The organism is uncultured Methanobrevibacter sp., assembly GCF_902769175.1.
In the GTDB taxonomy this organism is placed as follows: Archaea; Methanobacteriota; Methanobacteria; order Methanobacteriales; family Methanobacteriaceae; genus Methanobrevibacter.
Map to the genome: position 1 here is coordinate 1 of NZ_CACXNW010000023.1, position 19,848 is coordinate 19,848.

The 19,848-nt window shown below is 30.3% G+C and carries 24 protein-coding genes; 3 read left to right on the forward strand and 21 right to left on the reverse strand.

The genetic code is table 11. From position 1 onward, the window contains the following. Positions 1-672: 672 nt before the first annotated feature. The 5 genes from QZV12_RS08875 to QZV12_RS08895 all read right to left on the reverse strand — a co-directional run bounded on the left by QZV12_RS08875 (position 673) and on the right by QZV12_RS08895 (position 8,401). Entirely contained in the window at positions 673-3,306 is a 2,634-nt protein-coding gene (locus QZV12_RS08875) for a transglutaminase domain-containing protein (protein ID WP_295620481.1), read from the reverse strand. Positions 3,307-4,651: 1,345 nt separating this feature from the next. Beyond that, the gene (gene thsA / locus QZV12_RS08880; protein ID WP_295620486.1) at positions 4,652-6,304 is read right to left on the reverse strand and encodes a thermosome subunit alpha; all 1,653 of its coding nucleotides are present in this window, start codon (positions 6,302-6,304) and stop codon (positions 4,652-4,654) included. 257 nt (positions 6,305-6,561) lie between these two features. Next, positions 6,562-7,389: an SDR family oxidoreductase gene (locus tag QZV12_RS08885; protein WP_295620489.1), complete on the reverse strand. Its 828-nt coding sequence runs from the start codon at positions 7,387-7,389 to the stop codon at positions 6,562-6,564. A 68-nt stretch (positions 7,390-7,457) separates the two neighbouring features. Beyond that, positions 7,458-7,850, reverse strand: a complete 393-nt coding sequence (locus QZV12_RS08890) for a nuclear transport factor 2 family protein (protein WP_295620492.1) — start codon at positions 7,848-7,850, stop codon at positions 7,458-7,460. An 11-nt stretch (positions 7,851-7,861) separates the two neighbouring features. Next, a complete protein-coding gene (locus QZV12_RS08895) occupies positions 7,862-8,401 on the reverse strand; it encodes a DapH/DapD/GlmU-related protein (RefSeq protein WP_295620494.1) in 540 nt (179 codons plus the stop codon). Positions 8,402-8,514: 113 nt separating this feature from the next. Here QZV12_RS08895 and QZV12_RS08900 point away from each other — a divergent pair, with 113 nt between their 5' ends. Both QZV12_RS08900 and QZV12_RS08905 read left to right on the forward strand, forming a co-directional pair. Beyond that, positions 8,515-8,940, forward strand: coding sequence for a MarR family winged helix-turn-helix transcriptional regulator (locus tag QZV12_RS08900; protein WP_295620497.1), 426 nt, complete (start codon positions 8,515-8,517; stop codon positions 8,938-8,940). A gap of 77 nt (positions 8,941-9,017) precedes the next feature. Continuing rightward, the gene (locus tag QZV12_RS08905) at positions 9,018-9,524 is read left to right on the forward strand and encodes a flavodoxin (RefSeq protein WP_295620500.1); all 507 of its coding nucleotides are present in this window, start codon (positions 9,018-9,020) and stop codon (positions 9,522-9,524) included. Between the two features lie 141 nt (positions 9,525-9,665). Here QZV12_RS08905 and QZV12_RS08910 read toward each other — a convergent pair whose 3' ends face one another. The 5 genes from QZV12_RS08910 to QZV12_RS08930 form a co-directional block, all read right to left on the reverse strand. Next, positions 9,666-9,854, reverse strand: a complete 189-nt coding sequence (locus QZV12_RS08910) for a hypothetical protein (protein ID WP_295620502.1) — start codon at positions 9,852-9,854, stop codon at positions 9,666-9,668. 19 nt (positions 9,855-9,873) lie between these two features. Further along, complete coding sequence (locus tag QZV12_RS08915) at positions 9,874-10,446, reverse strand: class I SAM-dependent methyltransferase (protein WP_295620505.1); 573 nt, start codon at positions 10,444-10,446, stop codon at positions 9,874-9,876. A 336-nt stretch (positions 10,447-10,782) separates the two neighbouring features. Next, positions 10,783-12,051 carry a M48 family metallopeptidase gene (locus QZV12_RS08920; protein WP_295620508.1) on the reverse strand — a complete coding sequence of 423 codons (1,269 nt, stop codon included), beginning with the start codon at positions 12,049-12,051 and terminating at the stop codon, positions 10,783-10,785. 172 nt (positions 12,052-12,223) lie between these two features. Next, the gene (locus tag QZV12_RS08925; RefSeq protein WP_295620511.1) at positions 12,224-12,736 is read right to left on the reverse strand and encodes a zinc-ribbon domain-containing protein; all 513 of its coding nucleotides are present in this window, start codon (positions 12,734-12,736) and stop codon (positions 12,224-12,226) included. Then, entirely contained in the window at positions 12,718-13,389 is a 672-nt protein-coding gene (locus QZV12_RS08930; protein WP_295620514.1) for an SHOCT domain-containing protein, read from the reverse strand. Before QZV12_RS08930 ends, QZV12_RS08925 begins: the two co-directional genes overlap by 19 nt. 226 nt (positions 13,390-13,615) lie before the next feature. Between QZV12_RS08930 and QZV12_RS08935 the strand changes: the two genes are divergently transcribed. Then, positions 13,616-13,879 carry a MarR family transcriptional regulator gene (locus QZV12_RS08935; RefSeq protein WP_295620517.1) on the forward strand — a complete coding sequence of 88 codons (264 nt, stop codon included), beginning with the start codon at positions 13,616-13,618 and terminating at the stop codon, positions 13,877-13,879. Between the two features lie 22 nt (positions 13,880-13,901). On the opposite strand, the gene QZV12_RS08940 is transcribed toward QZV12_RS08935, so the two are convergent. The 11 genes from QZV12_RS08940 to QZV12_RS08990 all read right to left on the reverse strand — a co-directional run bounded on the left by QZV12_RS08940 (position 13,902) and on the right by QZV12_RS08990 (position 19,531). Then, complete coding sequence (locus tag QZV12_RS08940; RefSeq protein WP_295620520.1) at positions 13,902-14,162, reverse strand: hypothetical protein; 261 nt, start codon at positions 14,160-14,162, stop codon at positions 13,902-13,904. Between the two features lie 59 nt (positions 14,163-14,221). Continuing rightward, positions 14,222-14,401: a hypothetical protein gene (locus QZV12_RS08945; protein ID WP_295620523.1), complete on the reverse strand. Its 180-nt coding sequence runs from the start codon at positions 14,399-14,401 to the stop codon at positions 14,222-14,224. Between the two features lie 300 nt (positions 14,402-14,701). Further along, a complete protein-coding gene (locus tag QZV12_RS08950) occupies positions 14,702-14,887 on the reverse strand; it encodes a hypothetical protein (protein WP_295620526.1) in 186 nt (61 codons plus the stop codon). Positions 14,888-14,892: 5 nt separating this feature from the next. Beyond that, positions 14,893-15,138: a hypothetical protein gene (locus QZV12_RS08955; RefSeq protein WP_295620529.1), complete on the reverse strand. Its 246-nt coding sequence runs from the start codon at positions 15,136-15,138 to the stop codon at positions 14,893-14,895. A gap of 406 nt (positions 15,139-15,544) precedes the next feature. Continuing rightward, positions 15,545-15,778: a hypothetical protein gene (locus QZV12_RS08960; protein WP_295620532.1), complete on the reverse strand. Its 234-nt coding sequence runs from the start codon at positions 15,776-15,778 to the stop codon at positions 15,545-15,547. A gap of 200 nt (positions 15,779-15,978) precedes the next feature. After that, positions 15,979-16,302 (reverse strand): hypothetical protein, encoded by a 324-nt coding sequence (locus QZV12_RS08965; protein ID WP_295620535.1) that lies wholly within the window; start codon positions 16,300-16,302, stop codon positions 15,979-15,981. Between the two features lie 36 nt (positions 16,303-16,338). Then, complete coding sequence (locus QZV12_RS08970; protein ID WP_295620538.1) at positions 16,339-16,656, reverse strand: hypothetical protein; 318 nt, start codon at positions 16,654-16,656, stop codon at positions 16,339-16,341. 164 nt (positions 16,657-16,820) lie between these two features. Beyond that, positions 16,821-16,970 carry a hypothetical protein gene (locus QZV12_RS08975; RefSeq protein ID WP_295620541.1) on the reverse strand — a complete coding sequence of 50 codons (150 nt, stop codon included), beginning with the start codon at positions 16,968-16,970 and terminating at the stop codon, positions 16,821-16,823. A 407-nt stretch (positions 16,971-17,377) separates the two neighbouring features. Then, a complete protein-coding gene (locus QZV12_RS08980) occupies positions 17,378-17,611 on the reverse strand; it encodes a hypothetical protein (RefSeq protein ID WP_295620544.1) in 234 nt (77 codons plus the stop codon). Between the two features lie 20 nt (positions 17,612-17,631). Further along, positions 17,632-18,012, reverse strand: coding sequence for a DUF2283 domain-containing protein (locus QZV12_RS08985; RefSeq protein ID WP_295620547.1), 381 nt, complete (start codon positions 18,010-18,012; stop codon positions 17,632-17,634). Between the two features lie 298 nt (positions 18,013-18,310). Beyond that, the gene (locus QZV12_RS08990) at positions 18,311-19,531 is read right to left on the reverse strand and encodes an FprA family A-type flavoprotein (RefSeq protein ID WP_295620550.1); all 1,221 of its coding nucleotides are present in this window, start codon (positions 19,529-19,531) and stop codon (positions 18,311-18,313) included. Between the last annotated feature and the right edge of the window lie 317 nt (positions 19,532-19,848).

The window sequence follows — 19,848 nt, forward strand, 5'->3', positions numbered from 1 at the left end:
AAAAAAAATAAAAAGAATTTTTTGGATTTTGGAAAAAATTAAAAAAAAAAATTGGGATCATGAATTTGATTTTTTTTCAAAATTTGTGACACCCTCTCATAACAATAAAAAAAAATTTTTTCATTAAAAATCTCCATTCGATTTATTATTTTTAATTATAAAATCTGGAATATTTATATGTTTTCGCATGTAAGTACTTACTAACTCGATAAAAAACCAAAAAAACAAAGATATGGTCAATAAATTCTTTTTTACGATGACACACTAGTTTATACAATTATACAAGCAATTTTCTTTGTTTTTAATATTTTTTGTCTTTTAGATATTATAGTGTCCAATAATTAATTTATGAAGTTTTTAATATTTTTTGTCTTTTAGATATTATAGTGTCAAATAATTAATTTCTGAATGGCAAGGATTTTATTTTTGATGAAATTATGGAAAATCTACTAAAAAGACATATTATTGAAACGGAAAGAATAAAAAATTATAAAAAATACTAAAAATAGTTTAAAATAGCTAAACTAAAAAAATTATAAAAATAGAAAAAACAGCTAAAATAACTAAAATAATTAAAACAAAAAAATTAAAAAAAGTATAGAAATTAAAAAACTATAAAAAATAAAAAAATATTGAATAAGAGGAATTCCCTCTTATTATCCATTTTAAATACTAGAACGGTACAGCCGCATATTTCTTAAGACTGTAATAGGAATTGGTATTCCAATTATGAATATTACCTAAGTTATTCCGTTTACTTGTTGCATCGGCAGAATACCATACACCGTTAATGAGAATTTGAGCCCATACATGCCCAGTGACTAAACCACTTGAAAATGTACAACCTTGAGCATGTGAATATCTCGCATGAATACCTGCAGCTCTACATAAAGCTACAACCAAACTTGCTTGATCCACACAGTTACCTGCACCATTGCTTAAGGTACCTGCAGCACCATATCTGGAATCTGCATAATAACTGTAAGCAATATTGTCTCTAACATAATTGTATATTGCAAGAGCCTTTTGATCAGTACCGCTCAAACCTTTGGTTAATCTATTAGCTAAATTGGTAATTGAAGCTGTGATAGCAGATTGTCCAGTTCCAACCAAATATTTAGCAAGACTAGATTCGGTATTTTTCTCATTCAATCCATTTTTAAACTGACTTGAATTTGCATTAATTCTGGAAGACCCATTTCCCCCAGGTATAGGTATATCAGAACTACCGATTACAGAACTATCGAATAAACAATAATTCGGCAAGTATTTGTCAGTTCTATGGAAATCTAAGATTTTTGCAGTTGCATATGTGTATAAATCAAATTCAGCACGACCTACTGTAGATCCAGAGCTACTACAAACCGTTGCGTAACCCAGAGGCACCTTATTGGCCTCTATATATGCTACCACTCTTTTTGACATGTCCACATATTGGGCTTTATAAATATTTGAAGATATAAAGGTTCCTGTGGAATTATTTTTTGAAATGCCACTTGGAAGAGCAATATAAGCATATAATGACATACCTGCATTAATATTGCAAATAGCTTTAGACATCAGATATGAGAATTGATATACACTAATCTTAGTATTAGCAACAGTAACAGCGCTAGGCAATTTTGCATTTTTATTTACATAATTCTTAAGATTTTTAGCTGCTACTTCTATATCGCTTATATAAAATCTACTGGAACTATTCTTAACTGTTATGGTATTAGTTATTTTAGCTTCCTTGTAGGTATTTGAACCTGCAAATGAAGAGCTAATGGAATACATTCCACCAATCAAGTTAAGAGCTAAAGAAGCGATTCCATTGGAATTGGTAGTTATGGAATAGGATTTTCCAGGAATGGTAATGGTAACCTTTTGATTTGCCAATTTATTACCACTGCTGTCAACCAATGTTACTTTATAGGAATCTCCTCTAATAATAGTTGCTGAATCAAGTTTAAGGCTTGTAGCAGTCTTAGGAATTGCGTTTGCCAAATCGGAACTTTCAAAAGCACAATAGTTTGGCAAGTATTTGTCAGTCCTATCGAAAGCCAATATTTTTGCAAATGCAAAAGTGTAAAGGTTGAAATCAGCATTGCCTATTACCTTGTTTGCAGTGTTTTTAACATATGCATAACCGGCAGGCACCTTATTGGATTCCATATACGCCAATACTCTTTTGTTTACATCCATATATTGAGCCTTGTAAACAGTAGATTTCAATGAATGTGCAGAAAGACCACAATTGGAAAGACCGCTTAAAAGGGTAATATCATTTCTATTGTTTCCATTGATATTTTGAATTGCCTTTGAAGCGAGATAAGAAAACTCAGATATCTTAAGAGATCTAGATCCAACAGTTACTGTATTTGGTAACTTCTTATTGTTGTTTACATAAGTCTTTACGTTTGCAGCTGCCTTTTCAATTTCAGCAAGTGAAAAGATATTTGGATTTTTAGCTACAGTTAAATTTCCAGACAAGGAGGAAGCAGCATAATCATTGTCCCCTCCAAAGGAACATGAAATCGCATACCTATTTGGATATAAATTAATTTGCAAGGATGCAATTCCACTTGCGGAGGTTGTAAATGTATATGTCTTTCCAGGAATCCTTATCTGAACCTTCTTATTAGCCAATGCATTGCCGTTGCCATCTTTTAAACTTACGGAGAAACTGTTTCCTCTCATAATGTTAAAGCTGCTTGCTTTAAAACTGGTAGGTTTCGGGCTAACAGTTAAGGTCAGTGAAAGACTTGATGCTTGGTAAGCTGAAGTTTCTGCAAATGAGCATACAACGGAATATTTTCTATTTGCCAAATTAATAGGTAAAGAAGCTACACCATTTGAGTTGGTAGTTCTTGCATAGTTGACACCAAGAACCTTGATGTTAACCTTTTGATTAGCTAAAGCTTTACCTGCACTGTTTTTTAAGGTAACTTGGAATGAGTTTCCTCTGTAAACAGAATTGCTTTTTGCTACAAGACTTGTTTTAGTCTTAGTTGTAGCTTGCAATGAATCAGAACCATTTGCAGAAGCGCTTAAAACACCTTTTGAGTTCTTATCATTTGAGTCATAATCCAAATCAGAATCTTCTACAGAATTATTAGTACTTAAAACTTCATTTTCCGAATTTTCATCACTTTGACCAATATTTCCTGATTTTTCAAGATTTACATAAGAATCGTCAGTTGCAACAGAATCGACATCTGATGCACTTGAAATACTAGCGCTAGACAAGTCATTTGAATCAGACAATTGGTCTGAATCATCAATGTCCATAGCAGAAGCTGATGAGATCAAACAGAATCCCATAAGAACCACTGCTAAAAGCAATGCAAGATTCTTAATTGAAATTATTTCACCTCACATTTCAGAATAATCCAAGATTATTTCTTTATCCAATAACCTTAATCAATCAACAAAAAACCAATGTCTTAATACATTAGTTAATATCACTAAAAATATTTTTTTAGAGGTCGATTAACCGAACATTCTTAATCAGATTAAGTAATGCTCAAATTACTCTGATTATTTCTTAACCCAAACGTTTTGCTTTAAAAACAAAAAATTCAAGCTAGATTAATATTTACTCTTTTTATCATATTATTTAAAGATTACTAATAGAAATCTAAAAAAATAAGAATTCTATGAGACTTATTAATTATAATAAAATCAAATATTTCTATTTAAGATTATTTAAAGTTAAATTATTTTATAATGAGAATATAAAGAAGAAATTATATCTTAAATTAAAAAAGAAAAAATAATATTTGAAAAAATTAAAAAATACAAATAAAACCTTTAAATAATGAATAAATACTTAAAAATACTTTTTTTAATGAAATTTAAGAAAATATTACTTAAATATATAGAAAATAGAAAAATTACCATTATTTAACTTAAAAAACAATAACAAACTATTAAACATATTTGATAATAAGAAAAAAGATATTATCATTTTGAAAATTATGTTTAAAAATTAATCATTTTAAAAAAATAATCATTTAAATTAAGATATTAATAAAAAGAGAAATTTAAACCTATAAATATTGAAAAAACAAGCATTTTAATTAAAAATAGAAGAATAAAGAAAATATATATAAAAATCATGAAAACTTGATGAAAAAATTTAGTGAAAATTGGAAAAAAATTTAAAAAAATTATGAAATTTCTTCTTAAAATATATGAAAAATTATGAACAAAACCACATGCCAAATTCAAAAAAAATAGTCAAAAAATTCAAGAAAAAATATAATAAAAAAAAATAATTAAAAGATAAAAAAACACTAAAAAATTTCAAGAAAAAAATATAAAAAAAATATAAAGATTTTATATAAAAATATATTAATTTAATAATTTTATAAAAAAGTAATAAAATAATTAAAAGATAAAAAAATTCAAAAAAAATTCAAAAAAATATAATAAAAAAATAAAGATTCTAATAAAAATATATTAATTTAATAATTTTATAAAAAAGTAATAAAATAATTAAAAGATAAAAAAATTCAAAAAAAATTCAAAAAAATATAATAAAAATATAAAGATTTTATATAAAAATATAATATATTAATAATTTTAAAAAAAAAGTAAAAGAATAATTAGGAGAAACTCTCCTAACCATAAAAATGTTTTGATCAAACTTTTTTAAAAGTTTGAATTACATCATAAGAGGCATTCCGCCCATTCCACCCATACCCGGTGCTGGAAGCATACCACTATGGTCTAAGTTTTCATCTGGGTCTGGCTTTTGAAGTGCACCAGCTGCTGCAACTAAATCATCAATACGCAAGATCATTTCACATGCTTCTTGAGCTGCTTGAATAGCTTGCTTCTTAACTCTTTGAGGTTCAACTACACCAGCTTCCTTCATGTCAACAACTTTACCTTCAAATACATCCAATCCCATATTGATGTTATCTTCATGAGCAGCTCTAAGTTCAACTATTAAGTCAATAGTGTTTAAACCTGCATTTTCAGATAAGGTTCTTGGTACAATCTCTAAAGCATCAGCAAATGCGTTTACAGCAACTTGTTCTCTTCCGCTGATAGTATTAGCAAAAGTTCTTAATTGTCTTGCAATTTCAATTTCAGGAGCGCCTCCACCGTATACAACTTTTCCATCTTCAACAGTAGCTGCAACTACACCTAATGCATCTTCCATAGCTCTTTCAATTTCTGAGGAAATGTGTCTGGTACTTCCACGGATTAAGATGGAGCTTGCTTTAGGATCTTCACATTCTTCAATGAAGGTAATGATTTGGTCAAATACCTTTTCTTGGTGTATGTAACCTGCTTTACCTAATACATCAGGAGTCAAGTCTTCAATATTGGTGATGAGCTCTGCACCGGTTGCTTTCATGATTCTTTTTACGTCAGTGTTCTTAACTCTTTTGAAAGCCATGATTCCAGCTTTGGATAAGTGATGTTGGACAACATCATCAATACCCTTTTGACAGAAGAGCACATTACATCCAGAGTCAATAATCTTATCAGCGATGCCTTTTAAGGTTTCTTGTTCGTTATCTAAGAATGCTTGCATTTGCATTGGGTCAGTAAAGTCCACTTTTGCATTATCCAAGTCCTTAAGCTCTAAAGGATATTTCATCAATGCAATTTTTGCATCACGCATTTCTTCAGGCATGGATTCATTAGCTCTGCCTTGGTCAATGTAAATACCGTCAACAATTAAGGAGTCTTCTACACTTCCACCATTGATTCTGTGGATTTTAATAAGGGATTTGTCTATTTCTTCCCCTTCTTCAACCTTCAATGCAGCTTGAACAAGCAATTCTGCAAGTTCATCTTTAGCATAATCGGAACCTTTACCGGTCATTGCAGTTTTTGCAATTGCGAATAAGGTGTCCTTGTCTCTTGCATCTGTGGAAATGTCAAATAAGATGTCAATTGCCTTTGCAACTGCTAATCTGTATCCCATAAGAATTGTAGGAATTGCAATTCCATCTTCATATAATTCTTGTGCCTTTTTAAGCAATTCTCCAGCAATGATTACTACAGTAGTTGTTCCATCTCCAACTACATTCTCTTGTTTTCTTGCAATTTCCACAAGCATTTTAGCAGCAGGGTGTGCAATATCCATTTCCTGTAAAATAGTTGCTCCGTCATTGGTTACAACTACATCACCCATTTTCTTATCCACTAACATTTTGTCCATTCCTTTTGGACCAAGGGTGGTTCTTACAATGCTTGCTAAAATTTGGCTTGCAAGAATATTCATTCTTAAAGCTTGATTTCCTTGAAATCTTTCAGTATCATCACGTAAAATATACATAGGTTGATTAATTTGCGCCATAATAATCTCCTTAGTTCTAATTTTAAAATATTATTAAAGATAATTTATAGTAAGTATAAGAATTCATTATAAAAATTAATTATATTAGTCTATATTAAATTATCCATATAGTTATAAATAGGTTTGCCTTACTATAAAAAAGTTTTGTTTAAAATAATAGAAATTATAAGAAATTTGAAAAAAAGTGAAAATAAAAAGTGAATGCAAAAATCATAAAAAAGTAAAAAATAAAATTAAAAAGGCATTATGACAAAAAACTATTTTGGTTTTAACTTGCCATAGAAATATGATGCTGTAGCCCCTCCATCAATTAAAAAGTCTGCCCCAGTAATAAATGAACCTTGATCACCAAGCAGTAACTCCGCCACTGTTGCAACCTCATCTGCTGTACCGGGCCTTCTTGATGGGCAATTTGCAAACATGTTCTTATAAAAGTCGCCTCTTGGACCATTGAATTCATCAATCGCTAAAGGTGTTACAATTATTCCAGGTGAAATGGAATTGATTCTGGCGCCTTTTTCACCCCAATTGCATGCTTCAAACATAACCCTTTTTACATTGCATCTTTTAGCTAATTGATAAGCATGAAGAGTGTCTGAGATGTTTTCCACTTGCAACACTTCCAAATCCAAAAGATTCTCAGTAGGGGTTGTAGCCAATTGCTCATCGATTGCTGCACCTAATTGTTCCATACGATGACCTGATTGAGATGATATGATTACTCCGGTTCCTCCTTCCTTAATGACTTTTCCAACTTCTTCAAGCAAAACAGCTGTTCCGTATAAATCCACTTTAAGAATTGTTTCAATAGGTGCTTGTGAAGGTGAAACTCCTGCAGCATTAATAAAGTTCACAATATCACCATATTTTAAAGCTTCTGAAATTAAATTCAGTATTGATTGTCTTGAGGATATGTCACATTCAAAGTAATCCACATCATATCCTGCTTGAATCATTATTTCCGCAATGCTTTTAGCATTTTCAATGCTTTTATCTCCAATGACAATTTTTTTGCCAAATCCTATTCTTCTTGCTATAGCCATTCCAATTTGTCCTGCACCAGTCAATAGTACTACATCTTTCATTCTTACACCATACATATTAAAACATAATTTAACAAAATTAAATATGATTCGCCATATATTTTGTCCAATTAATTGTCCCATTTGCTTAAATACCATTTTCCATTGATCTTTTCCATTGTCTGCTCACTATGCAATGTCCAAGTTCCCTTCATTCCATAAACCTTTGCATCAAGAGTTACATCTGCCTTCAATAAAGCCTTATCTTTTTCTCTTATCATTATAATTGGATTATTTATGGTGGATTTATAGTAATTAAGGGTCCCATCCATTATCTCCCCAATATACTCATCCTTGGTTTGTGTTTTGCCAGACATGAGTGTAAGAGTGTAATTGTCTCCCAAAAGTTCATTTAGCTTTTCTGAATCCTTTTCAATCATAGCATATTGAAATTCGATGAACCTTTCCAACACTTCCTCTTGATCATCATTTAGATTTCCCTTATCGACTACAAACACACTCATGATAACATAACCTATTCTGGGAATTTATCCTTATCCAATGTCTTTACAACCTTTGCAGGAATTCCTACAACAACAGCATAGTCAGGAACATCCTTTGTGACGATTGCTCCTGCTCCAACGATTGCATATTTTCCAACTGTGACACCTGGCAAAATTGATGCTCCAGCACCAATCCATGCACCTTTTTTGATGACAATCTCTTCACAGGTCAATACTTGCCTTTCATATTCGTCATGGTTATTGGACAATAGCTGCACGTTTCCAGCAATCATCACATCATCTTCTATAGTGATTCCGCCTCTTGCCATCGCCAAGCAATTATTGTTGATGAAAACGTTGTTTCCAAGCTTTATCTTATCCAATGCAGCACCTGCAAATGGTGTTGCGATAGTGCTGTTTTCACCGATATTGCCATCCAACAATTCATTAAGTATTGAAAAGTATTCTTCAGTCATAGGTTCAGTATGATTAAATTTAAACAATAGCTTAGATTGTTCCATCATGTGTTCTCTTTCTTCAAGAGACATTTCATTCATATCTACTCTTTCCATATTATCCATTCCTTTTTGATATACATTACTGTTTATGCCAATTGTTATTTATAGTTAACTGTTAACAATGGTTAACTATTTATATTATGTTGCATAAACTATGTAGAGATATTATGAAATTAAATGAAAATCCGGAAAACATGTTCTTGTACCATTATGTTGAGGAAATGATATCTGATTATCATTCATATTATGAACTTAACTTAAAAGACAAGGATTTGACTGTAAAGGAATATGCAGTTCTTTTGAGAATAAGATTTGCAGGTAAATCCACCCAATATGATCTCGTAAAGCTATTCGACGTAAGTGGAGCATATATGGCAAAGCTTTTGAAGAAGTTTGAAGATGCGGATTATATTGCAAGAATAGAAGATTCGGAAAACAGAAGAAAGAAGATTGTTGAACTGACAGAAAATGGAATTGAAAAGACCGACAAGTTAATAGAAATCATTGATGGTTGGGAAAAGGAAGCCACTTCCAATTTAACTGAAGAGGAACTTGCAATTCTCAAAAAAATCCTATCAAAGATCATAGGATAGAAAACAGCAATTAGTTGATTTATCAAACTTTTGTTTTATTTTAATTTCAAATTATTTATCAATAAAGGAGATATCTTATGTCAAGCATTGTAATTTATTTTTCAAGAAATGGTGAAAACTACTTTGGGGGAGTACTTAAAAACATTGAAAAGGGAAATACTGAAGTGATTGCAGAATATATTCAAGAATTGGATAATGCAGATTTATTTAAAGTTGAACCTGCTGTTGAATATCCTGCAGATTATATGGAATGCATTGATGTTGCCAAAAAAGAGCAGCAAGCAGATAAAAGACCTGAAATAAAAGAAACATTAGAGAGCATTGAATCATATGACACAGTATACATTGGTTTTCCAAACTGGTGGGGAACTCTGCCAATGCCAATGTTTACCCAATTGGAACAATTGGATTTTACAGGAAAAACAGTAAATCCGTTTGTCACCCATGAAGGTTCAGGATTTGGATCATCACTAAAAGACTTGGACAAGCTATGTGATGGAGCGGAAATCAAAAAAGGATTATCCATTCCTGATGCAAGCGTATATGATGCAAAAGACCGTGTAAAAGGATGGATTAATGAATAATTAAATCCTTTCTTTTTAACTTTTTATACAATTATTTTTTTTACATTTAATTTTTACCATACTCTATTTTTTTATAATTTTTACATTTGAGTTATAATACCCCTTACTTTTTTTAATAATAAAAAATAGCTGCTTTAAAAATTATTTCTCCAAAACAGCTATATAATCCATCTTATTTCTTATAAATGGAATCCAAGTGAACAATTTTGTGATAGGCTTATATACATTCATTCCATCAAATAGATTTACATCCGTTATCCACTTGAAATTTGAATTCAATTTCAGCAAATCATGCCCCTTTTGAACTCCCCAAATAAACTTGGCATCCATTTCCTCAACGGATTTTTCCTTAACATTTTTTTACAGATGCAGGAGGCATAATTTCAGTAAATACTGTACATGACTTGAAATTCTCATCAATGATGTTTAGAATATTTCTGTTGTCATCTTCAGTCAGATACATTGTCAATCCTTCAATTATAAACAAAACATCCCTATTTACATCTATTTTGCTTGCCCAAGAAGGATCCATAGCAGAATAGGCTAATGTTTTTACCCTATCTGTATCATTGATATAGTTTAATCTGAAATTTGCTGAATTCTCCAAATCCACATTATACCATTTCAAAATGCCATTGTCTAATCGATTAAATCGAGTGTCCATTCCAGAGGCAATATTCACTATTGTACAATTAGGATGTGAATGGATATATTTTGAAACCATATCATCCAAAACGATTGTCCTTGAAATCACCCCCATTTGCATTTTATAATCCTTATCTGCAATGGAAAAGTCATAATCAATTTCAGAAATGACATCTATTGCCTTAAAATCAAAAAATTTATGATTTTTCTTTTGTGAATGTTTTGCTTTAGTGTATAAAGTCAAAAGCATTGTTTTTTCTACACCTTCTAAATTCATAGTTATTCCTCATTAATTATATGATTAACTATTAATTTTTAAAGTATATAAAGTTTAGGCTTACCTAAATATTAATGTATATATAAAATACCTATTAAAAAAAATCAAGTATTTTGAAATTGATAATGAAAAAATAAAAAAAGGAAAAAATATAAAAGAAAAAGATAAAAAAATCAATCCAAACTAATCCCACAAACCAACACAAGAAAAAAATCAATCCAAACTGTTCACACAAACCAACACAAGAAAAAAAAATCAATCCAAACTGTTCACACAAACCAACACAAGAAAAAAAATCAATCCAAACTGTTCACACAAACTAACACAAGAAAAAAATTAATTTAATTTATTACCGCAAACTGAACAGAACTTATCTCCTTTTTCTACCTTAGAACCACAAGAAGAACACTTTAATTCATTTATTAACTTAGCTCCACAATTTGAACAGAATGCATCTCCATCATTGACAGCACCACCACATGAAGGACATAGGAGTTTTTCCAAGTTAAATCCACAGGACACACAAAATTTATCATTGTAATCCACTTGCCTATGGCAATTCAGACAAGTCCTATAATTTTTTGGAGGGATAAATCCAGTGCTGATATTGCCTGAATTATTTTGTGCCCTTTGAGAGCTGGTGAAAGCAGAGGCCTGAGGAACTGTCTCCATACTGGTTTGAGAGAAAATGCCTCCTAATCCACCATTAGGATTATTGAGGACACCACCAGCATTTTGAGAACTTTGATTTGTATTTTCAGTTTCCACATATGGATTATACTCATCTTTTGGCTTTGGAGTTTCAGATAGGATAGGCCTGCTATAGAAATCAGTTGTATTGATGATTTCCTCTTCAGTTTCAATCATGACTGCAATCCTTTTATCATCTGCAGGATGTGTTGAAAAGAAATCAAACCCTCTTGCATTGTCTCCAACAAATTCCATCCAGAATTTTGGAACATGACTTATGTCATATCCTGCCAAATGAGCAATCATCATACCTAACTTATCAGCTTCATATTCCTGGTCCCTGCCCCAAGGCTGCATTAGGAAATATTCAGAACCTACATTTGCAATATTTGTAGCTGCTCTAGCCATACCTCCAAATTCACCTAAACCAACCAGATCCAATGCAAAGCTGCCTAACCATGCAGCTGAGGCAACACCTTCCTTAGTTTTGCGAGCACTGATTTTTGTCCTGGAATGGTCAAGCAATGCATGAGCCATTTCATGAGCTAGGATAAATGCCAATCTCTCTTCAGTGTTGGCAATAGATAAGATACCTGAATAAACTGTTATTTTACCTCCAGCATGGCATGTAGCATTAATATTGTTGTTTCCAATCAAATGAACCTCCCATTCATAATATCCATCAACATAATCATATCGGCCGATCTTATATAAGAATTCCTCTACAGTCCTGATTAGTCGAGTTGCAACTTGAATGGTTAATTGGCCTGCTGGAGAATCATTTAATATAGGATATTTGCTAAGTTCCTGATAATAGTATCCAAACATTTCCTCTAAGAATTTATCATCATCTACTGTATCATAATGCTCTTTGCCTGTAAATGGATTAATAGGACTTCTGTCATCTTTACGCAAAATAAAACCCCCAATTTAACATATTAAATTGTTCTTAAAAATAAATTGTTTAAAGAATTATATAAATTTAGGCAAAAATTTTAAAAAAAAATGAAAAAAATAAAAAATTATTAAAAATTAAATGCAAAAATTAATTTTTATTTCAAATCATATTTACATCCTATAATCATACTTAGAAATTAAAAGAAATTTCATCGGGAACATTTATTCCATTATTGATTGATTCTGCAGATTTATATGCATCGTATAATCCATATATCCAAACAATCAAGTATAATATTAATCCAATCAAGAGAATATACAAAACAAGTGAAACAATAGCTGCAATAATAAGGAGGATTCCCTTTTTGGAATACCCATTATAAAATTGACCTAAACCTGGAAAGAGGAATGACAGAATCAAAGCTAAAAATGGGCTTTTTATTTCATTAGCTCCTGCAACTCTCACACCACATTTAGGACAGATTTCAGCTTTAGCATCTATCCTTGCACCACAATTGGAACAGAATTTTGTATTTTGACTTGAAGTGGATTGGTTTTGAGAGGGCCGATTCTGGACTGTTTCAACAGCTGCAGATTTATCTAACTTTGTTCCACAATTAGGACAGAAATCAGCACTGTCAGCCACTTCCTCGCCACATTCTCCACATTTTATCATATTATCACTTACATCTGTTCCAAACATTTGGCTTTAATGTCATCAAACTCTTCTTGACTGATTATGCCCATATCTAAGAGTTCTTTAGCTTCCTTAAGCTTTGCCATAGGGCTGACTTCATTTTGAACCACTTGAGCAGGTTGGGAACTGCCTTGATGAATGGCTAAAATCTTTTCATTTACAAAATCATAAATCTTATTAACTTCATCCTGATACTTTGGAAGGTAAGTGATGAGATTTTCACTTGGAGCATACCTTGTTTTTGCCATTGCTGGAAGTTCAAATTCTATGGTACCATTAACAAGTTCTGTTGCATCCCTTTTTTGAATACTGTTAATCTGGTGGTAGTAAACTTTTTTCACTCCTCCTAAACCACTTACATATTTTTTAATTGCCCCTCCTGTAAAATTAAACTCAATATAATCTTCAAAAACAGCTAATGTTCCTTGCAAACCATTGATGAAGTATATTGCACCTTCCGGCTTTTCATGATTTACATGTTCACCATGTGCATATCCATCCATTTTCTTCTTAAAACCTAAACCAGTTTTCTTGAGGTCTCCAAGTAAACCTTGACTTTGCTCTTGAACAGGTGCAGAATCATCTAAAGGATTTCCACAACCTGGACAGAATTTAGCCCCATCTTCTACTTGATTTCCACCATTTGGACAAAACGCCATATTATCACCTTATTTAATTTATTAAAAAAATCTAAAAAACTTAGCATTAATCGATTAATTTTAAAAAAAAAAGACAAATAGCTAAAAATACATACCATCCCCTTTTTAAACTCAATGCATGAAAAAATATCGAGTGCGTAAAATTAATATAAAAATTCTAATGTATAATATAAGTATTATATTTTATTTATATAAATATATTGTTTTATTAATCAAATAATAATATATGAATAATGAAAAATTAATGGAAATCTTAGGATTTGTAAAAGTATCACCATATAGAACAAAAACTTTAAAGTTCATTGGAGATGGACTTAAAATGCCATCAGAAGTAGCTAAACACCTTAACATTAGAACAAGCCATGCATCTAATGTGCTTAGTGCATTGAAAAAGCAAGGATTAGTAATTTGCATAAATGAAAAAGTAAAAAAAGGCAGATTATACCAAAATACTGATTTGGCAAAAGAGATTTTAAAGTATTTAGATTAAAAAAATAAAAAAAGGATAATATTTATTTTAACTTAATAAAGCCAGTGATATAAACAAAATTAATATCTGACTTAGATAGCAATTCTAAAATGTCATTACAATCTTCAGTTAATAAAATATTATCATAAATAAGAATATCATCATTTTGACTGATTCCTAAAACTCTCAAATTAGACTTCCAATCATCTATCATATCAACATTAGCAAACCATTTATCATAGCCCTTTGTTGTGAATTGAGAAGCCAAATTGACAATAATTGAGAATTCATCTTCATAACTCATAAGACTACCTCAAAAAAGTATAAGAGTTACCCTAAACTATTTATCAGTAATTATGCATATTATGTTTCCCCCACAAATAAATTAAAAATGGAATCAGTTCTTAATTTAACTACAGGCATATAATAACCTCTATTGCCTCCAATAAAATTTATTGATGAATCCCAAAATTTAACCACAGGCATATAATTGCCTTTATCTACTCCAATAAAATTTTTTATGTTTTCAAAATCACGTTTCATATAAAACCTCCTATTAAATGATATGAAATGAATATGATAAAAAAAATAAAAAAATAAAACGGATAGGAATGAATAATACAATTCAACCAATATCATAACCTAATAAAAATTATCAAAAAATTATATTTCATAATAAATAAAATCATTGGAGTATATAAAGGTTCTGAATTTTTCAATATTTACGATTATAAAAATAGGAATTGGCAATAAAAATAAAAAAAAAAAAAAAAAAAAACTTTATAAAAAATACTAAAAATTAATAAAAAATAAAAAAAGAATTGAAATTTTTAAAAAACAGAATCAGAAAAGAGGATTCATAATTATATTCTTTTCTCTTTTAGTCATTTTTGAGTAAGTGATTGTAGCTTTGTAAGGAGTGTAACCGTTGATCTTTTTAGTGGAAAGCATGCTAAGACCACTAATGGAACTTGCTTTAGCAGTTCTTGTAATTACTTTGCCTTTTTTATTCTTGTAATAAACGGTCATTTTTCTTAAGACATAAGTGTGAGGTCTGAAATCGTCTCCTTTTCTAACATCATGATAAATATAGCAGCATATACTCCTTTTAAATATTGGGCATCCTTAGCTTGATAAAAAGTTAAGATCCTATCTTTGCTCCCAATATCCTTATATTTGCCTATTTTAATTGTAGTTATTGCAGCACAAGCTTGTCCCATTGTAAAACCTACAACGGCAATAGCTAAAACAAGCAAAATCAGAATTTTCCTTTTGTTCATTTTTCCTCTCCTAAAACTTATTTAATACTATATATATTTTAGTAGTTTATAATATTTTTTAAAAAATCTTAGTCCATTAAATCCAAACTATAATATTCATAGTATCTATTAAATTTAATATTTTAAAAAAAGAAAAAAAAGTAAAAAACATTCATTAAAATCAATCATAATTATTATTTTAAAAAAAGAGAAAAAAGTAAAAAACATTCATTAAAATCAATCATAATTATTATTTTAAAAAAAGAGAAAAAAAGTAATAAAATAAATGAAAAAAAGTAAAATTTTCCTGATAAAATAGATAATGCATTTAATCAACAAAAAAGAGTCCATACTGAAATCATCATTTCCAATTATACCTGAAAATAGTGCTGACAGTGGGGATTAGATCAATTGAAAGCTAAAGCCTTCAATCGTCATCATCTTTATCGTCTTTATCGTTATCCTTTTTATCATTGTCATCATCGTTGTCGTCATTGTCAGAACCTCTATTAAGTATAGATCCACTTGAATCATCATCGGAATCTCCAGATGAATCATCTGCAGAATTATCAGAGGATTTTCCAATGCAACCGCTGACAGAAACGACAGCTAAAAGAACGATGGTTAATAATAACAAAGCAATTACATTTTGTTTATTCATTAGAAACATCACCTTTATATACATTTTGTTAATTTTAATATTTATATCTTGATATTTAAACTGAATAACATTAAAAAAACTAAATAAAATAACAAAACCAAGTAAAACTAATTCCTAGTAAACAACATTAAAAAAAAAAAAGCCTAAAAAAAGATATAAAAATTAATAAATGAATAATAAAAAAATAAAATAAAAAAAAGTTACATGTATAGTGAAGCAGGCACAGTATTTACCTCTTCTTCAGATTTATGCAACTCTTCTAAAGGCTTATTGAAAGTTCCAAATCCAACAATTTTTTCTTTATTTATGGAAAGGGAAAAAACAGGTCCGTTTTCCAAATCTACAACCATTAAATCAATAAAATCTTCGCTTTCACCAATGATTCTACATGGTTCAAGCATTTGCCCTTCTTCAAGCATGATTCTAACCATCTCTTCTGCAGGAATCTTTTCCACCCCTTCAATCTCTAATTTGTAACTATTTACTTTTCCTTCAATTTCTGCTACTTTTTCAGTGAAATTCATAGATAATCACCTCCAATTCTTATAAATATAATAAAATTATTGATATAAAGCCTTTGACATTCCAGAATTATCATTTTCAGGCATTTCCTCTTCTATAGGCTTATGCAAAATGGATAATCCGCAAATATGGTTCTTTTTTATAGTTAGAGAAAAGATTGGTCCTTCCTTTTTATAAAACATGAAATCCAAAAATTCATCGCTTTCATCAATGATTTTGCCAGGGCCTAAATCTCCATGATCATTTAGCATAATCATTATCATATTTTCCCCTTTAGATTCCTCTTCATTTTTCTCAAGCACATGATATTTGCCTAAATCACCTTGCATTTCCTTTATTTTCTCACTTATATTCATGGTCTTTACCTCCAAAAATATTGTTTTTTTTAATTCTTCTTGCTTAATACATTAAATGATAAAAATTAAATTAATAGCTGTTTATCAAAATAGCCTTTTAATGATAATATTATTTAGGTGGCATATAGCAAAAAATATCCTAAAATAATATAGGGATCATTGTTTTAGAATTTCCCATGTTCCATCATGGTTTTAAAAATAGATCTGTTTTGCCCTAAGCAATTTAAAATAGGACAACAGCATATTCTGGAAGAAACTCCAGACATTAAATCAAAATTCTCTTTAACAGTTTTAATCATACCCCTACAACTCATCCTCTTCACTCTCAAACATTATAAGGACATTGTCACTTATAAAGGTTTGGATTTTTATGATTTTAAAAAAAGATTAAAATGAATAACAAAAAAGATTTTATCTAACTGGAAATGCTATCCATCTCCTTAAAGGAAGGGTCAATTATATTGGAATTTTCTCCAACACTTAATTCTAAATTAGACATATTTTTATTTTAAACAACAGTTGGATTCAGAATCTTGATTAAGTTTCTTACCCATGTATATTTCAACATCCATTTCATCCCATAACTTAACTTTTATGAATCCAGCATCATTCCCAATATCAATGACTCTAACTAAAAAGTTATTGCCAGTTTCCTCTAACTCAAAAGTATCCGGAACATCACAAAGGAGAATTAGAATAATGATTATCTAAATAAAAAAAGCTAGTCTGAAAATTCAATAAGCTCAATATCCACGATATCCACTTCAATATCCTTATCGTAAATGTGGAATTTTCCATCCTTGAATTCAAAACTGTTTTCCTTTGTAATGGGGTATGATCTTCCATCAGCTAGATAGACATAAACATATGCAAAGTTTTCAACCAATTCTTCAACTGACTTTTGATTATGCTCTTCAATCATTCTTAAGTCATCTTCTTCACTAATGGAAATCACCTCATTTGATTTTAAAAAAATTATGCTATTAATAATTCAGTTTCAGTAGGTGCAAAATCAAAGATGTTTTCAATGAAATAATTCAATTCCTGCTCATTTTCCTTATTTTGAATCATGAAGCCAAAAATTGCATCCATTAAAATAGATTCCTTATCTATGCGAACTTTCATATTAAAGCACTTCATATTTTCCAAACTTTCCTCACTGACATTTAATTTTTTTGAAGCATTAAGAATCTCCAATGCTGTTGGAACATTGCCCATATCAAAATCCAATAAGATTCCTTCATCCATTTCAATAGTTTCCCAATATTGGAAATCCCTTTTAGCTTTTATGCCCAAGGTATCTATAGACTTATTATAAAAGTATTCAACTTCAAATACATTATCTTTTGATTTCATTCTCTTCCCCTTTTGTTAAAATACAGTTATAATTCATCATTTTCTAAATCCGCTTTAAAATTCTTATTTAAAGTTTACTATCCATATAACATAGTAAATTTGAAATTTACCACAGATTTTTAGTTAATTTTATGTTTAAATTAATATATAAAGTTTTTCTAAAAAATAAAAGGAATATTATCCTTTGATTGAAAAATTGTTTTAAAGCCAATATAACTTTTTATAAAAAAGAGCAAATCAAATATTTGAAAAAAATGATAAAAAAAATAAAAAAAAAAGTAAAAAGAGAATAGTGAAACTATTCCTTAATCATTTGAGCTACCTTTTTACCTAACTCATAGCATTCTTCAAGTTGCTCTTCACTAGGCTTAAAGTCAAGCTCCATCTGTTCAACAACTTCAAATCCTGCTCCTTCAAGGTTTGCAGCAAGGATTCTTGTGGATCCTCCAGCCCAACCTTTGGAACCGAATACAACTGCCTTTTTGGTTTCAATGTTTCCAAAGCTGAGACAGTTGAGATAGTACATTACATCCCCAATTCCGGGGAAAGGATTGTTCATCATAGTTGGAGCACCTACAAAGATTGCCTTAGAGTCAAGGACATCAGTTACTGCATCACTCTTGTCATCATCATGCATGAAGTACATTTTAACTTCGACGCCTTCGCTCATTACACCTTCAGCCATTGCATGTGCCATTCTTTGGGTGGAATGGTGCATTGTGTCATAGATAAAGGTAATCTTGTTTCCTTCATAGGTACCTGTAGACCATTTTGTGTATAGGTCAATGATGAATTCAGGATTGGTAAATATTTGACCGTGACATGGTGCAATAATCTTAAGGATATCTACTAATCCTAATTTAGCAAGCTCTTCAATCTTTCTTCCAATCATTGGAGATACAAGAGTGAGAAGGTTAGCATAGTATTTTCTTGCAGCTTCAGTAAGGATTACAGGATCAACATCAGTGTCTAATCTTTCAGACAAGCAGATGTGTTGACCGAATGCATCGTTGGAGAACAATATTCCTTCTTCCATCAACATGGTAAACATGCTGTCAGGCCAGTGAAGCATAGGCGCATTAACAAACTGGAAGGTTTTTCCTCCAATGTCTAAGGAGTCACCGGTTTTTACAGTATTGAATTCAAAGTCAGCAAGTTCTGGCAAATGGTTTTTAAGTCCAGGCTCTGCCTTTTTGGAACAGTACACTTCAACATCAGGGAATTTTGCAACAACTTCTCCAAGAGAACCGCTGTGGTCATTTTCAATATGGTTTTGAATGACTACATCAATCTTAAATTCTCTTCCTTCCTTTTCAAATGCATCTTTGATTCTTCCCCAAAACTGTTCAGACTTTCCAGGATAAACATTGTCAATCAAAGCAACTTTATCTTCACCAAATACTAAATAACAGTTGTAGGTAGTTCCATTTAAGGTGTATCCATGGTAGTCACGAATATCCCAGTCTAAAACACCTACCCAATAGACATCGTCAACGATTTTGTATGCATCAGCTTTCATATTATCACAAATCCTTTATTTAAATAAATATTAGAGAATTCTTTTTTAAAAAATTATAATAAGAATTAATATAATATATAATCATCAACATTAATAAATATATGTGTTTTGTTCGATGATATGACAACAAATTTAGGCCATTATAAGATAACCAAATTAAGAATTAATAGAAATTATAGGGAAAAAAATTAACCATATATTCTAATGATTTTAAAATAAAACAATTATAAGAAAAAGATTAAAAAATATTTTCACATAATTTAAAAAAAGAAGAATTAAAGGAAAAATATTAAAAAGTATTTTCCAATGATTTAAAA

Bases quoted from the DNA above. Each gene is read 5' to 3' on its own strand.
- QZV12_RS08965 (WP_295620535.1), bottom strand. From the start codon at position 16,302: ATGAATTTCACTGAAAAAGTAGCAGAAATTGAAGGAAAAGTAAATAGT.
- QZV12_RS08945 (WP_295620523.1), bottom strand. From the start codon at position 14,401: ATGAAACGTGATTTTGAAAACATAAAAAATTTTATTGGAGTAGATAAA.
- QZV12_RS08895 (WP_295620494.1), bottom strand. From the start codon at position 8,401: ATGGAAAGAGTAGATATGAATGAAATGTCTCTTGAAGAAAGAGAACAC.
- QZV12_RS08935 (WP_295620517.1), top strand. From the start codon at position 13,616: ATGAATAATGAAAAATTAATGGAAATCTTAGGATTTGTAAAAGTATCA.
- QZV12_RS08985 (WP_295620547.1), bottom strand. From the start codon at position 18,012: ATGAAATCAAAAGATAATGTATTTGAAGTTGAATACTTTTATAATAAG.
- QZV12_RS08955 (WP_295620529.1), bottom strand. From the start codon at position 15,138: ATGAACAAAAGGAAAATTCTGATTTTGCTTGTTTTAGCTATTGCCGTT.
- QZV12_RS08885 (WP_295620489.1), bottom strand. From the start codon at position 7,389: ATGAAAGATGTAGTACTATTGACTGGTGCAGGACAAATTGGAATGGCT.
- QZV12_RS08925 (WP_295620511.1), bottom strand. From the start codon at position 12,736: ATGTTTGGAACAGATGTAAGTGATAATATGATAAAATGTGGAGAATGT.
- QZV12_RS08890 (WP_295620492.1), bottom strand. From the start codon at position 7,850: ATGAGTGTGTTTGTAGTCGATAAGGGAAATCTAAATGATGATCAAGAG.
- QZV12_RS08875 (WP_295620481.1), bottom strand. From the start codon at position 3,306: ATGGGATTCTGTTTGATCTCATCAGCTTCTGCTATGGACATTGATGAT.
- QZV12_RS08930 (WP_295620514.1), bottom strand. From the start codon at position 13,389: ATGGCGTTTTGTCCAAATGGTGGAAATCAAGTAGAAGATGGGGCTAAA.
- QZV12_RS08950 (WP_295620526.1), bottom strand. From the start codon at position 14,887: ATGACCGTTTATTACAAGAATAAAAAAGGCAAAGTAATTACAAGAACT.
- QZV12_RS08915 (WP_295620505.1), bottom strand. From the start codon at position 10,446: ATGAATTTAGAAGGTGTAGAAAAAACAATGCTTTTGACTTTATACACT.
- QZV12_RS08990 (WP_295620550.1), bottom strand. From the start codon at position 19,531: ATGAAAGCTGATGCATACAAAATCGTTGACGATGTCTATTGGGTAGGT.
- thsA (WP_295620486.1), bottom strand. From the start codon at position 6,304: ATGGCGCAAATTAATCAACCTATGTATATTTTACGTGATGATACTGAA.
- QZV12_RS08970 (WP_295620538.1), bottom strand. From the start codon at position 16,656: ATGAATATAAGTGAGAAAATAAAGGAAATGCAAGGTGATTTAGGCAAA.
- QZV12_RS08960 (WP_295620532.1), bottom strand. From the start codon at position 15,778: ATGAATAAACAAAATGTAATTGCTTTGTTATTATTAACCATCGTTCTT.
- QZV12_RS08975 (WP_295620541.1), bottom strand. From the start codon at position 16,970: ATGAGTTGTAGGGGTATGATTAAAACTGTTAAAGAGAATTTTGATTTA.
- QZV12_RS08900 (WP_295620497.1), top strand. From the start codon at position 8,515: ATGAAATTAAATGAAAATCCGGAAAACATGTTCTTGTACCATTATGTT.
- QZV12_RS08910 (WP_295620502.1), bottom strand. From the start codon at position 9,854: ATGGATGCCAAGTTTATTTGGGGAGTTCAAAAGGGGCATGATTTGCTG.
- QZV12_RS08905 (WP_295620500.1), top strand. From the start codon at position 9,018: ATGTCAAGCATTGTAATTTATTTTTCAAGAAATGGTGAAAACTACTTT.
- QZV12_RS08940 (WP_295620520.1), bottom strand. From the start codon at position 14,162: ATGAGTTATGAAGATGAATTCTCAATTATTGTCAATTTGGCTTCTCAA.